This is a genomic window from Bacillus sp. ABR (assembly GCF_056172715.1).
In genome coordinates, this window is the sequence record NZ_JAOYSL010000002.1 from 1 (window position 1) to 17,903 (window position 17,903).

A 17,903-nucleotide genomic window follows, 5' to 3' on the forward strand; every position below is an offset into this window, starting at 1 on the left:
GCTACCGGTGCCACTGGTATTACTGGAGCTACTGGGCCTACCGGTGCCACAGGTATCACCGGAGCCACTGGACCTACCGGCGTCACGGGTATCACCGGAGCTACTGGAGCTACCGGCGCCACAGGCATTACAGGTGCAACTGGTCCTACTGGCGTGACAGGTGTTACTGGTGTCACTGGGGCAACTGGAACAGGTGGTTTTACAGATATTGCACTTTATGCTGCTAATAGTTCTGGACCTACCATTGTTACTGTAGCCGGTGGAACGAATATTCCTCTGCCAAACTTTCAAAACATCACTGGTTTTACGGCAAACGGCACAAGTACTGTTTTTACCGTTCTGCAAACTGGTAAATATTATATTACGTATCAAGTCAACACCACTACAGCTCTTTTGATTAGTACACGTTTGCTTTTAAATGGAGCAACTACTATTTCTGGTTCTGTTCAATCACCTGTTATCTCAACTTCATTTATCAACAACACTGTTATTGTTAATTTAACAGCTGGAAGCACCATTTCACTGCAGTTTTTTGGGGCAGTTGTCACAGCTATTTTAGTTGGCGGGGGCGGTGCTGCAGGAGCAGCCTTGACCATTATACGGCTAAGCTAAACGAAAAAAGAAAGGCTTTTTCAGCCTTTCTTTTTTATGTCTTCTATTACATTTATACACTGTTCAATATCATCAGATTGCAAAAGGTGAAAAACAGATTGGATGATTGAAAACTCTAAATTCCACCATTCTAATAACTGCAGTTTTTCGATTATTTCGGATGAAAATCGATATTTCATGAGCTTCTGAGGATTTCCGGCAGCAATTGCATATGGCGGCACATCTTTTGTGATCACACTATTTGCTCCGATCACGGCCCCGTTTCCTATACATACTCCTGACATAATCGTCGCACCATATCCAATCCATACGTCATGTCCAATATGAACATCTCCCTTCGATTTGGGATGTCCTTTAATGTGGGCAGCTTCTTTGAAAATTTGATTAAATGGATACGTAGTGATCCAATCTGTACGGTGTTCCCCGCCTAAAAAAATTTTCACTTCGTTTGCTATGGAACAAAACTTCCCAATATGTAATGTCGTTCCTTCTCCCCATGTCAGCACTTGGAAATCTGGTCCGGCATAAGAAAAGTCACCGATATTGTACGAGCTTAGTTCACTTCTTTGATTTAAAAACATAGAAGATCCAGCCTCCTTAAAAGTGATAGATCTTCGTATGTATATGCTGCTTTACGCCTTCACATTATGATTGAACAAGCGCTACAATTTGTTTTTTCTTCCATACGAGCTGATAGTAGCTGTATTGGAGGAGTAAGTTCACAAAGAACGCAGCAGGGTAGCCAATCCATATTCCCTTAATGCCAAGGGATGTATAGTGTGATAGCACATAGGCGACTGGTACTTCTACAAGCCAAATGGAACAAATACTAAAGATCGTCGGCCAAAGAACTGTCCCGCTTGCTCTCATTGTGGCTGCAACAATTTGGGCCGTTCCAAAAATGAGATAGCTCCATAGTGTAATGACAACCAAACTATAGGCAATGTCAATCGTCTTAGGATCTGTTAAAAAGATAGATAAAATCTGCGGTGCAAAAATATAAACGAAAATAATGATACATCCGCCTATGGCGAAGTTAAGTCCTAACCCAATTTTAATGACATCTTTCAGTCGATTCATATTCCCTGCACCAATGAATTGTGCTGCAAAGATTGAGACCGCAATGCCAAGACTCACTGCCGGCATCTGCACATAACTCACGACTTGATTGACAACGCCGTAGGCGGCGGTCGCCTGTGATCCATAATCGTTGACAAAAGAAATGACAGCAATTTCTGATAAAGAAATGAGAATCATATTAATACTAGAAGGGATACTTAACTTTAATAACGTTTTTAATAGATCCCCTTTCATCAATAAATGCTTTCTCACCGATGCATCAATACGAAGCGGATGTTTTGTCTTATATAAGTAGATATGTAGAATGATAAACGTCACAATTGTTGAAATCACTGAAGCATACGCAGCGCCATATAAGCCGAACGCCGGCAGTCCCAGCCAGCCAAATAATAAAATGGGCAGCATCAGAATATTTGTTAAGGTACTAATCATTAAGAAATAAAAAGGTGTTTTCGAATCCCCTGTTCCCCGCAAGAATGTTGTATAAACAAAATAAAGAAATAAGATCGGCATTGAGATGAATAAAATTCTGGCGTAAGCCGCACTTTCCTCCACGATATTAGCAGGTGTTCCCATGAGGTTTAAGATGTCTGTTGCGAAAAAACCTCCAATGATCGCTAAAGATACGCCAATCAAAAAAGTGAATGAAAGCGTTGTGCCAATGATTTCTTTTAATTTCTGTTCATTTTTTGCTCCATACGCCTGTCCAATAAGGATCGAGCTTCCCGATCCAATTCCAATGGAAAAAGAAACGAGCAAAAAGAAAAGCGGAAAGAATGCAGAAATGGCAGCTACTGCATCCTCTCCAATCCATCTTCCGACAAGAACAATGGACACTAACTGTCCGATCGATTGCAAAATATTGCTTAGCAAAAGCGGGATGAGAAAAATGGACATGGTTTTTACTAAAGATTGATTGTTATCTAACGTCATGATGGTTCTCCTTCTCTCTCTAAATCTAAAGGTTCTCAGCTAATATGCTGACAATACGGTCTTCTATCTCTTTCCCTTTTTCGTCATCAACAAGGTGATTTAACAAGATGGAAAAAGTGAGCGTTTTTCCGCCCTGCGTGTCAATATATCCAGAAAGTGTGCTGACCGTTGTTAACGACCCTGTTTTTGCACGTACTTTTTCTAGCGTAACTGGTTCTTTCAATCTGTTCCTTAACGTGCCCCCCACCATTCGTTCACTCGCCCCTGCTAAAGGGAGCGCATGTTCATAGGTTTTAAACCATTTTTCCTTTTGAATGTTTGTCAAAAATAAAGTGAACTGGTTAGCAGAGACAAGGTTAATAGGTGATATCCCCGAGCCGTCACGCAAAACTGCAAGCGAAGGATCGATGCCAAACGCAGGAAGCCGTTCATTCATGACGTCCAGCCCAGCTTCAAAGCTCCCTTTGTTCTTCACTTTTTTGCCTAGTTCCTTTAGCAAAATTTCTGCATGTGTATTGTTGCTTAATTTCATCATAGGAACGAGCAGCTCTGATAATGGCATCGATGTATGGGAGGCGATTTTTTTGGCTTTTTTAGGAACTTGTTTTGCTTTCAGTGGTCCTTTTACTTGAATGCCTTCCGCCTTTAACGCTCGTTTCAATAAGTCTAAAGCATAGGCGGCCGGATCCCATAAAGCGACCCATTGTTTAGATGAGCTTGCTTTAACCGGAATGGTCCCAGTCAACGTAATCTTGTTGGTTCCGTGAGAGCGCTTAAAAGAGATTTTCTTTTTTCCGCCTTCTGGAACTGTTTTCACTTGATTGATGACTTGAGCGACATCCGTCTTCGGGATCATCTCATACTCGGCTTTCTGTCCTGCTTTTTTTCCTGGTTTTACTTCGAGAATCACGGTCCCTGCATCATAATCTTGATTCGGTGAAGCCGTGAGAGCAGAAATTTGTGCCCCGTAATATTGATCCTCATCACTCCAAGGCAGATCAATGGAGTATCTCGTGTCATCAAACCAAGTGTCATCTGCTGCAAGCTGTCCGCGAATGCTATGTATTCCGGCCTTTTTGACTTGTTTGGCAAGTGCTGCAAAATCCTTCTCTAATAAAGTCGGATCGCCGGTGCCGCGAAGATAAAGGCTGCCATGTAACGTTTTCTTTTGAATGGAACCATCCATCCAGATGTCTGTAGGGAATGTGTGTGTTTCTCCAAGTATATCAAGTGCGATGGCTGATGTGAGCAGTTTCATATTAGAAGCAGGAGTAAGACGAATATCGGCTTGATGTTCATAAAGAAGAGAGTTGTCAGAAGTATCGCGGACGCTGATGCCAGAGATCGCGCCCTCTAAATCAGGTGCTGTTCGTATGAGTTCGTCTAAAGCGGTCATCCAAGCCAGTGAATCGTCACGAGCTGTGAGCTGTTCATCTTTCGCTGAAAAAGGAAGAAATAAAATCGACAGGATACATATTTGTAAAAACATGAGCTGTGAAAAACGCTTCACGTAATCCCTCCTTATTGTAGCCGCCAAATTTAGAAGAATATGTTCATTATACACAAAAGAACGTTTGTTCTCAAAGGTTTTTTAAACAGAAAAGTCAGCTTTCTTTGACGAAAACTGACAAGCCCTTTACCTCTTTTCTGGATTCCAACCATCGGCTCCTCCAAGAACTGCTTGAACCGTGATCTGACTTGCTTCGTTATTGGTTAAAATAGTTGACCATTTTACGCGGTTTGCTGGACTGCTCCCTGCTCCTGTCGATCCAAATTCTTTATACCTGGCCGTTCTTTCGTTGTCACGGTTATCCCAGTTATGCCATCCCTCTGCTTTTATATGGTCATCCATTTTTGTATGGAGGAATGTCACAGCCGAATAAGGTCTCCACGGACGTCCTAAATAAACCGATTGCGCAGCTGCCGTTCCCTTTTTCAACGTAGCATCTATGAATACGTAGCCGTACCTTTGTGCTTCTGTTGTGGATGCTGCAGTAATATACCCATTTCCAAGGCTTTTTATTTCAGCTCTTTTAAACACAGCCGTGGCTGATCCAAAAATAAAATCGACCGTGCCCTCGATATAGCAGTTTTCATAATATTGCCGCCCTGTGCCTGTTGCATAAAGTGTATCTTGATAGCCTAACACACGTATTTGTTTGAACACAGCCCGGTCGCCAGACACATACAGCGCCACCGCCTGACCAGCATGTCTGCCAGCTGTATTTTGGAAGGTAATATTTTCTGCATAAAAATCGTTTGCACGAATCATTGTGCTTGAGCTATTGGTTGTACTCCCAGTGCTTGCATTTGTGTCATCATACGTAAGGATCGTCTTGTGCTGATCTTCTCCGACAAAAGATACGTGTGGTTTATTTTGCGGAAGCAAAATTTTTTCTCTATATACGCCATTTTTAATATAGATCGTTGCCCGCTGTTGATTGTTTGCTGGAATCGCATCAATGGCAGACTGAACGGTGCGGTATGCCCCGCTTCCCTTTTGATCAACGACAAGGACGCGGTTATGCCCTGCTTCTGCTGCTTGAAGTGAAACTGGGTCATAAAGAAATAGAGACAAGACCATGATAATCCATACGTTTCTATATTTCATCACATATCTCCTCCTCATTTTGTGAACGTTTTCATCAAACATTCTTTTTGATCCTATTCCATACACGCGCAAAAAAACACCCACGTTTTTATGTTGTGGATGTTTTTTTAGATTTTTCATATTGCATTGCATAAATTCCTTCATTTTCAATCCATTCACAAAAGAGAACGTCTCGATAAGAGGAAATATGCTGCTTTTTTAATTGATCACTCAGCCAGGATTCATCAAAGCCAGCTTCTTGTAAATCATCTTTTAAAATTTCGCCGTCAATAATAAACGTTCTAGGCAATTTGACTTCTTTTCCCTTCACGTTCACATCTTCTGCTGTGGCTGGTGCGTATTTCATTTTTGGAAGAACACTGACAGATCCGTCAGTTTCCAGTATGGCATATTCAATTTCATTCAGGGCAAAATGGCCTTTTGCGCGAACCAGTGTCTGCAGCTGATTGATATCAAGCATATTCCTCTTCAACCGGTTGTAGTGAATTTTCCCCTTATCAATCACAAGCGTAGGTCTTCCTTCTAAAAACGCACGAATGGACTTAAAGCGCTGTGAAAGCCATTCAACTGTATAAATGAGAACGCCCCATACCGCAACAGCAAATAAAATGTGCTGAATCTTGACTTCTGGGTCAAAAATGGCGTTTCCGACCATTTCGCCTAAAATAAGTGCAGAAATGAAATCAAACGGTGTGATTTGTGCAAATTGTGTTTTTCCTAATAATTTTGTAATTAAAAATAAAGCAAAAAATCCAATGAAGAGTTCAGTCAAAATATTAACGAACGGCACAAAAGTTCCTTCCTTTCTTACTGCATTTATAACAGCATATACATGAAAGGAGGGATCTAAACGTGTTCGTCATTTCCATCAATGCATCATTCTTCATCTCTATCTCCAATACATAAAAAGCCATGACCACACTTCGGTCATGGCTTTTCTTTATATTGTAACACCCTTTGTTTGACCTATTTTGGCAGAACCGAACTCCCCATTAAATAACGGTCTACCTCGTGCGCCACTTGTCTGCCTTCATTAATTGCCCAGACAATCAAGCTTTGCCCGCGTCTTGCATCTCCCGCTGCAAATACGCCTTCTACATTTGTTGTATATTCCCCATACTTTGCGTCAATGCGATTGTTTTTGCTGTCCACGCCAAAGTGTTTCACAAGCGGCTGTTCAGTTCCCTCAAAACCAATTGCAATAAAGACGAGCTGAGCAGGCCATACCTTCTCTGTCCCTGGAATCTCATGAAATTCAAACTTCCCTTGTTCGTTTTTCACCTTTTCCATTTGAATGGTATGAAGCTCTTTTAATTTCCCATTTTTATCTGCCACAATTTTTGTGGTTTGAATTGAATATTGACGCGGATCTTCTCCGAATTTTGCTTGTGCTTCTTCATAAGCATAATCCAGTGAGAAGACATAAGGCTGTTCTGGCCACATGTTATCCCCTACACGTGTATCCGGAAGCTTTGGATGCTTCCCGAATTGAACAACACTTTTTGCTTTTTGGCGAAGTGCAGTTGCGACGCAGTCAGCGCCTGTATCTCCTCCGCCAATCACAATCACGTCTTTTCCTTTTGCATCAATGAAGTTTTTGTCTTTGAATCCTGAATCAAGCATGCTTTTCGTTGCGAGTGTTAAATAATCCATTGCAAGGTGAATCCCTTTTGCTTCCCTGCCTTCAATTAACAGGTCACGCTGCTTTTGTGCACCTGTACAAAGGATAACCGCATCAAACTGCTCTTTCAGTTCGTCGGCAGTGATATCCACGCCGATTTCTGTGTTTGTCACAAAGTCAATGCCTTCTTGTCTTAGCAGTTTGACTCTTCGCTCGACCACTTCTTTGTCGAGCTTCATATTTGGAATCCCGTAAGTCAGCAGTCCGCCAAGGCGGTCAGAACGCTCGAACACTGTAACAGCGTGTCCTGCTTGGTTTAATTGATCAGCACTTGCAAGTCCTGCTGGTCCTGAGCCGACAATGGCAATTTTCTTCCCTGTACGGCTTGAAGGGATTCTTGGCGTGATCCATCCATTTTCAAAACCTTTATCAATGATCGTGCGTTCGATATTTTTAATCGAAACAGCTGGATCATTAATAGCGACTGTACATGAACCTTCACAAGGCGCAGGACATACTCTCCCAGTAAACTCAGGGAAATTATTTGTTTTTTGCAGTCTTTCGAGCGCTTCTTTCCATCTTCCGCGATAGACCAGGTCATTCCACTCTGGAATTAAATTGTAGATCGGGCAGCCAGACACGCCGCCCCTGATCTCCATACCAATTTGACAAAACGGTGTTCCGCAATCCATACATCTAGCGCCCTGTTTCTTCAATACGTCATCTGTATAAGGAGCTGAATATTCTTTCCAGTCATTTTGACGAGTGAGAGGGTCACGTTCATTTGGCTTTTCTCTTTTATATTCCATAAAACCTGTTGCTTTGCCCATTGTCCTCTCCCCTTTCTTAATGAGCGAGGGCTGCTTTTTGCCCGTTTGCCGTTTCTTGATTTTTCGGTTTTGTATTTGCTTCAAAGGCAAACATCACCGCTTCTTCATGACTGAGGCCCGCTTGTTTTTGTTCTTCAATGCTTTGAAGCATCATTTTGTAATTTCTCGGAATGACTTTGATAAATTGATCCTTTTCTTGCTCCCAGTTTTCAAGAAGTGCTGCTGCTTTTGAGCTGTTTGTATAATCAAGGTGTTCCTTGATCATTTGCTTCACTTCTTGTTCTTCTTCATGATCTGTGAGCTTTTCAAACATGATCATTTCCATGTTGCACATTCTTTTGAACTGTTTGGCATCCGATGTATGGATGTAAGCCACACCACCAGACATACCTGCACCAAAGTTTTTCCCAACGTCTCCTAAAATGACGACACGTCCGCCAGTCATGTATTCACAGCCGTGATCTCCGATTCCTTCAACAACCACATGTACACCTGAATTACGAACAGCAAATCGTTCACCAGCACGTCCGTTAATATAAGCTTTTCCGCTAGTTGCACCGTAAAATGCGACGTTTCCTACAATGACGTTTTCATGTCCATTTTGTAGAAAATGATCAGACGTTTTAACAGCAATTTTGCCTCCTGAGAGTCCTTTGCCGATATAGTCATTTGAATCACCTGTTAAATAGAGAGACATACCCTTTGGCACAAATGCGCCAAAGCTTTGTCCAGCTGAACCAGTGAATCTTAGTGTGATGGTATCCTCTGGCAAGCCCTCTTCCCCGTAGCGCTTAGATACTTCACTGCCAGTGATGGTTCCGGCCACACGGTTGATATTGCGAATGTTCAATGATAGATCAACTGGTGTTTGATGATTCAGCGCTTCTTGTACATAAGGAAGGATTTCATTCATATCCAGCGATTCATCAATTTTATGATTTTGCGGTGTTCTGAATGTCCGCGCTCCTTCTGGCTGATAAAGCAGTGTTTCAAGGTTTAGCTGCCCTGCTTTCCAGTGAGCTTTTGCTCGTTCACTGACCGCTAAGACGTCCGTGCGACCAATTAATTCATCCATTGATGTAAAGCCGAGTTCAGCTAAGATTTCTCTTACTTCTTCTGCAATAAACATCATGAAGTTCACAATGTGATCAGGGTTACCCATGAATTTTTTGCGAAGCTCTGGATTTTGTGTGGCAACACCGACCGGGCAAGTATCTAAATGACATGCTCTCATCATTACGCAGCCCAGCACGACAAGTGGAGCTGTCGCAAAGCCATACTCTTCTGCTCCTAAAATCGCAGCCATGACAACATCGCGGCCAGTCATTAACTTTCCGTCCGTTTCAAGAACAACTCTCTCACGAAGACCGTTTAGCACAAGGGTTTGATGCGCCTCTGCCAATCCAAGCTCCCATGGAAGTCCTGTGTGTTTAATACTCGTTTTCGGTGAAGCTCCTGTACCGCCGTCATAGCCGCTAATGACAATGACGTCTGCAGTTCCTTTTGCTACACCTGCTGCGATCGTGCCAACGCCTGCTTTAGATACAAGCTTGACACTGATGCGTGCATCACGGTTTGCGTTTTTCAAATCATGAATCAGCTGTGCCAAATCCTCGATGGAATAAATATCATGATGCGGCGGTGGTGAAATTAATCCGACACCTGGCGTAGAACCACGTACATCGGCCACCCAAGGATACACTTTATTTCCTGGAAGCTGTCCGCCTTCTCCCGGCTTTGCCCCTTGCGCCATTTTAATTTGCAATTCATCTGCATTGACTAAGTAATGACTTTTCACACCAAATCGGCCAGAAGCGATTTGTTTAATGGCGCTTCTGCGATCATCACCGTGTTCATCTACTGTAAAGCGGGCAGGATCTTCTCCGCCTTCTCCGCTGTTACTTTTACCGCCAATTCGATTCATCGCAATCGCAAGTGCCTCATGCGCTTCTTTACTTAAAGATCCAAATGACATGGCACCTGTCTTAAAGCGGCGCACGATGGATTCAGCAGATTCAACCTCTTCCAGACGAACCGGCTTTTGTTTTGGCTGAAATGCAAACAAATTTCTGAGGAAGCCGATTCTTTCTTCATCCGCTGCCTTTGTATATTGTTTAAATAGGTCGTAATCTTCATTACGGCATGCCCACTGGAGCGTATGGATCGTTTTTGGATTAAAGGCATGGTGCTCTCCATTTTTTCTCCACTGGAATTCACTGCCTGATTCAAGTGTCTGGTCAGTTGCTGCTTGGTACCCTGCTTCATGACGAAGTTTTGCCTCATGAGCAATGGTGTCAAGATCAATCCCGCCAAGCTGAGAAGCTGTTCCTGTGAAATACTCTTGAATGACGTCTTCACTAATCCCGACTGCTTCAAAGATTTGCGCGCCTCTATAGCTTTGCACAGTGGAAATCCCCACTTTGGACATGACTTTGACGACACCTTCTGTCACGCTTTTACCAAACTTTGTAACAGCTTCATCAAAGCTGATCGAAATCGCTTCGTCTGCAATCAGCTGTTTGTACGTTTCATAGACAAGGTAAGGATGGATCGCATCTGCCCCATAGCCAATCAGTGCGGCAAAATGATGAACCTCTCTCACCTCTCCAGATTCAACGATCAGACTGACCTTTGTCCGCAGACCTTGACGCACAAGGTGCTGATGAAGTGCACTTAGCGCAAGAATTGGTGGAATCGGTACTTTTTGTTCTGTCATTTCACGATCTGAAAGGATTAATAAAGAGACACCTTCTCTAATCGCTTTTTCCGCCTCTTCAAACATCGCATCCAGCCCGCGCTTTAAATCATCGGTGAAAAGTGTATGAATTGTTTTGCTTTTAAAGGCATTATGAACAATCGTTTTCAAGCCGTTAAATTGGCCGCTCGTTAAGACCGGAGTATAAAGTTTAATTCTTCGGCATGAATATTCATTCGGATGTAAAATATCGCCTTCGGCACCTAACCAAGTCATGGTTGATGTCACGAGCTGCTCACGAATGGCATCAATCGGCGGGTTCGTGACTTGTGCGAACAACTGCTTAAAATAAGAAAACAGAGACTGCGCACGATCTGATAACACAGCAAGCGGTGTGTCACTTCCCATTGAACCAATTGGGTCCTTTCCTTCCTCTAGTAAAGGAATTAAATACTTTTGAATGTCTTCGTACGTATAATGGAACGCACGCTGACGCGTCAACAAATCATCCATTATACTAGAATTTTCTGAATTTTCTTCCGAGCGATTGACGTGGACCATTTCTTCATCGAGCCATTTTTGATAAGGAAGTTCATTCGCAATGGTCGATTTCACTTCTTCGTCAGAAATAATTCGTCCTTCTTCTAAATCAATGAGCAGCATTTTGCCAGGCTCAAGACGATCTTTATACTTCACATCTTCTTCATTTGTGTCAATCACGCCGACCTCAGAAGAGAAAATGATATGATCATCATTCGTGACATAGTATCTAGCCGGTCTTAATCCGTTTCGGTCTAAGATGGCCCCGATTTGTTTACCGTCCGTAAAGGAAATCGCTGTTGGTCCATCCCATGGCTCCATGAGAGAACTATGGTATTCATAAAATGCCCGTTTCTCTTTCGACATGTGCGTGTTTTCCGTCCAAGGCTCAGGAATCAGCATCATCGCTGTATGAGCAGGTGTACGGCCTGCAAGCACAAAGAATTCAAAGGCATTGTCTAAAATGGATGAATCACTTCCGTCTGCATTCAGCACTGGCAAAATCTTGTCTAAATCGTCTCCGAAGGCTTCAGATACGAATTGTTGTTCTCTTGCTCTCATCCAATTGATGTTTCCTCTTAATGTGTTGATTTCTCCGTTGTGAATTAAGTAACGGTTTGGATGGGCTCTTTCCCATGTAGGAAATGTATTTGTACTAAATCTTGAATGAACAAGTGAAAATGCAGAAACAAATGTTTCATCCTGTAGATCAAGATAAAAAGCATCGACTTGATCTGATGTTAAAAGCCCCTTATATACGATGGTTTGACTCGACAGGCTGACAAAGTAAAATTGTTTTTCCTCTTTTGTTCCCCAGTTCTCAGCCTGTTTACGGATGACATATAATTTTCTTTCAAATGACAAACGATCTGTGATGTTGTCGTTTGCTCCGATAAAGACCTGCCTCACAACCGGACAGCTCTTCGCTGCGACAGTACCAATTTTCCCAGCATCGACAGGAACCGTTCTCCAGCCAATTAATGTTTGGCCTTCCTGTTTAATGAACCCGTTGATTTTCTGTTCGATGGCTTGACGCGTTTTTTCGTCATCATCTTTTGAAAAGAAGACCATTCCTACCCCGTAACGGCCCTTTTCTGGAAGTGCAAATTCTTTGCAGTTCTTTCTAAAGAAAGCGTCTGGCAGCTGTACCATTAAACCGGCACCATCACCTGTATACGGATCACTGCCTTGCCCGCCGCGGTGATCAAGCTGGCACAGCATTTGTAATCCCTTTTTGACGATGCTATGTGTCGCCTCCCCTTTTAAATGGGCGTACAGTCCGATTCCACATGCATCATGTTCAAATTCAGGACGGTAGAGACCTTGTGGTTGTGGTAGTTGATTATAAGTCATCGTTTCTCTCCCCCGTTTAAAAGATCCGTTTTTCACAGTAATAAAATCTCACAAACTCTGTAACTTATTTTAAGTTTTCAAATTGATATAAACAATATATAATTTAGATCAAAACAATCTCTTTTTGAGATAGATGGGTGTGAAGTGCAAAAATGGAGCTTCGTCAATTACGTTATTTTGTAGAAGTCGCAGACCGTGAACACGTGTCAGAAGCGGCTGAAAACTTACATGTTGCCCAATCTGCCATCAGCCGGCAGATTGCGAATTTAGAAGAAGAACTTGGAGTGGCCTTATTCGAACGAGAAGGACGAAATATCAAATTAACGAAGATCGGCAGACAATTTTTAGATCATGTCAGAACTGCACTCAAAGCCATTGATTACGCAAAAGAGCAAATTGATGAATACTTAGATCCCCACAAAGGGACGGTGAATATTGGCTTTCCTACAAGTCTAGCAAGCCAAGTGCTCCCTTCTGTCATCTCCGCTTTTAAGCAGGAATATCCAGAGGTCGATTTTTTACTTCGTCAAGGATCCTATAAGTTTCTCATTGAAGCCGTTAAAAATCGTGATATCGATCTTGCCTTCTTAGGACCTGTACCGACAAACGATTCTCAAATAGAAGGAAATATTTTGTTTTCTGAAAGCATTTATGCCCTTTTACCGGTTAGCCACCCCTTTAGCGGACAAAGGAGCATTCATTTAAGTGATTTAAGAAAGGATCATTTCGTGTTATTTCCTGAAGGGTATGTGCTGAGACAAATTGCGGTTGATGCTTGCAAGCAGGCAGGCTATGAGCCTACCATTTCATCTGAAGGAGAAGATTTGGATGCCATTAAAGGCCTCGTATCGGCAGGTATGGGCGTTACCTTATTACCCGAAAGTGCCTTTTATGAAACAACACCGCGATTTACAGTGAAAATTCCGATCGATTTTCCTCAAGTGAGAAGAACGGTTGGCATTATTGCATCTAAAACGCGAGAAATGTCTCCTTCTGCCCATGATTTTTATGTGTTTGTGAAGGATTTCTTTTCTAAAATTGAACAATATAAATAATTCACTAAAACAAGACATTTCATTTGTAGAAATAATCCCTCTTTGTATATGATGGGTTACAGAACAAAAGACTATATGGAAGAAAGGTATTTGTATGAGATCAATTTTATCATTTTTAAAGCCGTATCGGCTGTCCGTTGTGTCCATTGTTATTCTCACCTTTTTAAGCAGTATGCTCCAGCTATATTTACCGACGTTAACAGCTGATATCGTCGATGTCGGTATTGTCCAGGGAGATATTGCTTACATATGGAAGGTTGGCGGCTGGATGGTGGCTTGTTCTTTACTCGCCATTTTGCTCACCATTTGGAAGTCTTACTTGTCATCAAAGACAGCACTTGGCTTCGGCCGTGATATGAGAAGACAGCTGTTTGTACATGTCGAACAATTTTCATTAGAGGAATTTCAAAAGATCGGCACGTCTTCCTTTATTACAAGATCAACAAATGATGTGAAACAAGTCCAAGATGTGACGATCATGATTTTACAAATGATGACGCGGGCCCCGCTTATGCTTGTGGGCGGAATCATTTTGGCTGTTTCCAGGGATGCTGTCCTGTCTCTTATCTTTTTAGCAGCCCTCCCCCTTCTTGGCGGATTTATTTATTTGGTGTCAAGAAAAGCCATTCCGCTATTTGGCCAGCTTCAGAAAAAAACAGACCGGCTGAATTTAATTATGCGAGAATCTCTTTCAGGCATCCGGGTCATTCGTGCATTTAACCGTGTGGATGATGAAAAGGAGCGATTCCAAGAAGCTAACACGTCCTATAAGGATACTGGCCTTAGAGTCAACCGATTAATGGCTTACTTGTTTCCATTTATGCTGATCATCATGAACTTCACGAATATCGGTATTGTCTGGCTCGGGGCAAACCGAATTGATGCCGGAGAAATGGAAGTTGGGAATCTCATTGCCTTCATTCAATATGCGATGATGATTTTAATGGCACTGATTATGCTGTCGATGAGCTTTATTATGGTTCCAAGAGCACAAGCATCAGCTAAACGTATGAATGAAGTGTTAAACATGGAACCAAAGATTAAAGACAAAGAAGTGTCTATGACTGAGCTTCACGAGCCCGCGCAATCCATTCGCTTTGAGGATGTGTCATTTTATTACTCAAATGCAGAGAAACCGGCCGTTCAAAACATCACGTTTGAAGCCAAAACTGGCGAAACAACAGCCATTATCGGAAGTACGGGTTCTGGGAAAACTACCCTTCTCCAGCTGATGACGCGCTTTTATGAAGTGACAGAAGGCCGGATTACACTAGATGGTGTAGACATTAGAGAGCTGCCACAGGAGAAACTGAGAAACCAGATGGGCTATGTCTCGCAAAAAGCTGTTTTATTCAGCGGAACCATTGCCGAGAATGTGCGCTTTGGCAATCAGGATGCAAGCGATGAAGACGTCTGGCAGGCGCTGCGAACTGCGCAGGCCGAGGAATTTGTTTTGCAAAAAGATGGCAGAATTGATGCAGAAATTGATCAGGGTGGTTCCAATCTATCGGGCGGCCAAAAGCAGCGGCTTTCCATTGCAAGGGCGCTAGTGCGAAAACCATCATTCTATTTGTTTGACGATAGCTTTTCAGCACTTGATTACAAAACAGATGCAAAGCTGCGGGCATCATTAGAAGCAGAAAAAGCACATGCAGCCCTCATCATTGTCGCTCAACGAATCAGTACAGTGAAGCATAGTGATAAAATCATTGTACTTGATGAAGGGAAAATCGCAGGTATCGGAACACACGAACAATTAATAAAGGATAATCTTGTGTACCAAGAAATTGTCGCATCACAGGAAGGTCAGGAGGTGAGCGAGGATGAGTAAGAAAATGTCTTCCGGCATGGGCCATAAAGGCGCCCACCCTAAAGGGCCAGTCGCAAAACCGAAGGAATTTAAGAAAACACTGCTTCGGTTGACAAGCTATTTAAAACCAAGAAAATTTCAGCTGATCATCGTCTTTATTGCAGCAATTGGTTCAACTGTCTTTAATGTCATTAGTCCAAAGCTGCTTGGGGATGCCACCTCTTCCCTATTTGACAGCTTTACGAATGGAACAGCTGTTCAATTTGATGTCATTTCACGAATACTTTTGCTGCTTGTCGTCCTGTACGTCGTTGCTTCTCTCTTTTCATTCGTTCAGCAATATGTCATGGCCGGTGTCTCTCAACAGACCATTGCTGAATTACGCCAAGAAGCAAATGACAAGCTCACACGTCTCCCCCTTCGTTATTTTGATAAAACAACCCACGGGGACACGCTAAGCCGTGTGATGAATGATATCGATAATATTAATACATCGCTTCAGCAGGCGCTCACCCAAGTGATTACATCTGTTATTACAGTGATTGGAATTGTCGTCATGATGCTCTTCATCAGTCCGCTGCTTACGCTGCTTGTTTGTTTGACGCTGCCACTCAGCCTGTTTGCGATTCGCGGCATTACGTCATTTTCTCAAAAGCATTTTAAAGCGCAGCAAAAAGAGCTGGGGACGATCAATGGACATATTAATGAGATGTTCACAGGTCATCAGACAGTCCGTGCGTATGGCTACGAAAAGAAAGCGATCGATACATTTGATCAATTAAACGAAAAGCTGTATGAATCTTCAAGGAAAGCGCAGTTCATTTCTGGTTTAATGATGCCAATGATGACCTTTATCGGGAACCTTGGCTATGTGGCAGTCAGTGTAGCCGGCGGGATTCTTGTCATTAACGGGAATATTCGTGTCGGGGATGTGCAGGCGTTTATCCAATACACACAGCAAATGTCTCAGCCGCTTGTGCAAGCATCAAGCGTCGCAAACTTAGTTCAATCAGCGATCGCTTCTGCTGAAAGGGTCTTTGAAATCCTTGATGAAGAAGAAGAAAGTACCGAAGAAGATGCGGCAATTGATCTTGCATCACTCTCAGGTGATGTGAGCTTTGAACAAGTTCAATTCGGATATGAAAAAGATCAGCCGATTATTAAAGATTTGAATTTAGATGTGCAAGAAGGACAAACGGTTGCCATTGTCGGACCAACAGGCGCAGGAAAAACAACCATCATCAATCTTTTAATGCGTTTTTACGAATTAGATCAAGGCTCTATACGCATTGGCGGTGTCAAAACAACTGATCTTAGCCGTCAGCAAGTACGAGAATTATTTGCGATGGTTCTTCAGGATACGTGGCTCTTTGAAGGAACGATTTACGACAACATTGCCTACGGCAGGCAGCACGTTTCCAAAGAGGATGTCATCAAAGCCGCCAAACATGCCTATGCGGATGATTTCATCCGTACACTTCCAGATGGATATGACACACTGTTAACAGAAGATGCCGGCAACCTGTCACAAGGTCAGCGCCAGCTGTTAACCATTGCCCGTGCCATTTTATCTGATCCAAAGATCTTGATATTAGATGAAGCAACAAGCAGTGTGGATACTCGGACAGAGATGCATATTCAAAAAGCAATGAATGAATTGATGAAAGGCAGAACGAGCTTCGTGATTGCACACAGACTTTCAACAATTAAGGATGCAGACCTCATTTTAGTCATGAAGGATGGAAGCATCATTGAAAAAGGATCGCACAGCGAACTTTTAAAACAAAAAGGCTTCTATGCAGATTTATATATGAGTCAATTTGCCGAAAATCAAGTTGGTTAACATCAAAAAGAGGGTAAACACGCATGTCACATGCTGTCTACCCTCTTTTCAATTGTTATCTGCTCGCTTCTTCACTTTTACACTGAGCTTCGTTATATACTCTGCTTCATCTTTAGACATGAGCGAATGAAGTAAATACTCCTCAAATACATCTCCATCCAGCAACATGCCCTCTTTCTCGATTTCATCTAATAAATGCGAATAAGCAGACTCAATCTCATCATATGTTCCTTGATCATACATCACCGCATAGATCCCGCCAGTTTTTTTCACTGCCCCCGGTCCATCCATTCGGCAGAACAGTTGATCTGACTGATGATAGTGGCGCTTACGAAACTGTTCTTTTTTTAAGACAGAACCATTTGCCGCAGCCCCTTTTATGCCAACTTCCTTTAAAAATTCCCCTACAATACGTGATATTTCTTCTACAGGTGTATTTAAGTCGATCGGGTTTGATGCACTTAGTATGACTGGTTCTTCTGGCAGCTCTTGAAACAGGACCTCCCCTATTTTCACAGTTGATAATTCATGCGTTGTCTCGATCACCCGCATAAGAAAAGCTTGGATATCTTGCAGCTTTTCAATCTCTTGTTTGACCTTTTCTACTTGGTCGGCCGCTAGGCTTTGCAATCTCTCGCGAGAAGGTTCTGTGAAATATTGTTTTAACTCTTTGATCGGAAATTGAACAGCCCGCAAGGATTGAATCGCAATAAAATGGTCAAATTGCTCAAGTGTATAGTAACGGTAGCCATTTTCATGAACACCAGCCGGCTTAAATAAATCGATTTTATCATAATACAGAAGCGTATCTTTTTTTACATCAAATAGCTTAGCAAACTCTCCAGTGAAAAACGTTTTTTGCACATCATTGATCATGATGAAGGCTCCTTTCTTGACTATGGAGTTACTCCATCCTTTAT

At 42.5% G+C, this 17,903-nt stretch carries 12 protein-coding genes; 4 read left to right on the forward strand and 8 right to left on the reverse strand.

The genetic code is table 11. The features are described 5' to 3' along the window. Window positions 1-612 (forward strand): BclA C-terminal domain-containing protein (locus tag OIT90_RS05230; RefSeq protein ID WP_474892328.1); only part of this gene is annotated, 612 nt, incomplete at its 5' end. A gap of 20 nt (window positions 613-632) precedes the next feature. Here OIT90_RS05230 and OIT90_RS05235 read toward each other — a convergent pair. From OIT90_RS05235 to gltB, 7 genes are all read right to left on the reverse strand, one after another. After that, window positions 633-1,193, reverse strand: coding sequence for a CatB-related O-acetyltransferase (locus OIT90_RS05235; protein WP_260776044.1), 561 nt, complete (start codon window positions 1,191-1,193; stop codon window positions 633-635). Window positions 1,194-1,257: 64 nt separating this feature from the next. Next, window positions 1,258-2,625, reverse strand: coding sequence for an MATE family efflux transporter (locus tag OIT90_RS05240; RefSeq protein WP_058837890.1), 1,368 nt, complete (start codon window positions 2,623-2,625; stop codon window positions 1,258-1,260). Window positions 2,626-2,650: 25 nt separating this feature from the next. Then, window positions 2,651-4,135, reverse strand: a complete 1,485-nt coding sequence (gene dacB / locus OIT90_RS05245) for a D-alanyl-D-alanine carboxypeptidase/D-alanyl-D-alanine endopeptidase (RefSeq protein ID WP_474892329.1) — start codon at window positions 4,133-4,135, stop codon at window positions 2,651-2,653. Window positions 4,136-4,261: 126 nt separating this feature from the next. After that, window positions 4,262-5,236 (reverse strand): pectinesterase family protein, encoded by a 975-nt coding sequence (locus OIT90_RS05250; RefSeq protein ID WP_474892330.1) that lies wholly within the window; start codon window positions 5,234-5,236, stop codon window positions 4,262-4,264. Between the two features lie 88 nt (window positions 5,237-5,324). Continuing rightward, entirely contained in the window at window positions 5,325-6,026 is a 702-nt protein-coding gene (locus OIT90_RS05255) for a DUF421 domain-containing protein (RefSeq protein WP_039179181.1), read from the reverse strand. Between the two features lie 176 nt (window positions 6,027-6,202). Then, window positions 6,203-7,687, reverse strand: a complete 1,485-nt coding sequence (gene gltD, locus OIT90_RS05260; RefSeq protein WP_039179183.1) for a glutamate synthase small subunit — start codon at window positions 7,685-7,687, stop codon at window positions 6,203-6,205. A gap of 16 nt (window positions 7,688-7,703) precedes the next feature. Beyond that, complete coding sequence (gene gltB / locus OIT90_RS05265) at window positions 7,704-12,275, reverse strand: glutamate synthase large subunit (protein WP_260773773.1); 4,572 nt, start codon at window positions 12,273-12,275, stop codon at window positions 7,704-7,706. A 152-nt stretch (window positions 12,276-12,427) separates the two neighbouring features. On the opposite strand from gltB, the gene gltC reads away from it, so the two are divergent. The 3 genes from gltC to OIT90_RS05280 all read left to right on the forward strand — a co-directional run bounded on the left by gltC (window position 12,428) and on the right by OIT90_RS05280 (window position 16,983). Beyond that, complete coding sequence (gltC, locus tag OIT90_RS05270) at window positions 12,428-13,330, forward strand: glutamate biosynthesis transcriptional regulator GltC (protein WP_034280677.1); 903 nt, start codon at window positions 12,428-12,430, stop codon at window positions 13,328-13,330. Window positions 13,331-13,424: 94 nt separating this feature from the next. After that, window positions 13,425-15,161 carry an ABC transporter ATP-binding protein gene (locus OIT90_RS05275; protein ID WP_039179191.1) on the forward strand — a complete coding sequence of 579 codons (1,737 nt, stop codon included), beginning with the start codon at window positions 13,425-13,427 and terminating at the stop codon, window positions 15,159-15,161. Further along, window positions 15,154-16,983: an ABC transporter ATP-binding protein gene (locus OIT90_RS05280; protein ID WP_039179194.1), complete on the forward strand. Its 1,830-nt coding sequence runs from the start codon at window positions 15,154-15,156 to the stop codon at window positions 16,981-16,983. The genes OIT90_RS05275 and OIT90_RS05280 overlap by 8 nt, the downstream gene beginning before the upstream one ends. Window positions 16,984-17,031: 48 nt before the next feature. Here the strand turns inward: OIT90_RS05280 and OIT90_RS05285 are convergent, their stop codons facing one another. Continuing rightward, complete coding sequence (locus OIT90_RS05285) at window positions 17,032-17,859, reverse strand: MerR family transcriptional regulator (protein ID WP_474892331.1); 828 nt, start codon at window positions 17,857-17,859, stop codon at window positions 17,032-17,034. Between the last annotated feature and the right edge of the window lie 44 nt (window positions 17,860-17,903).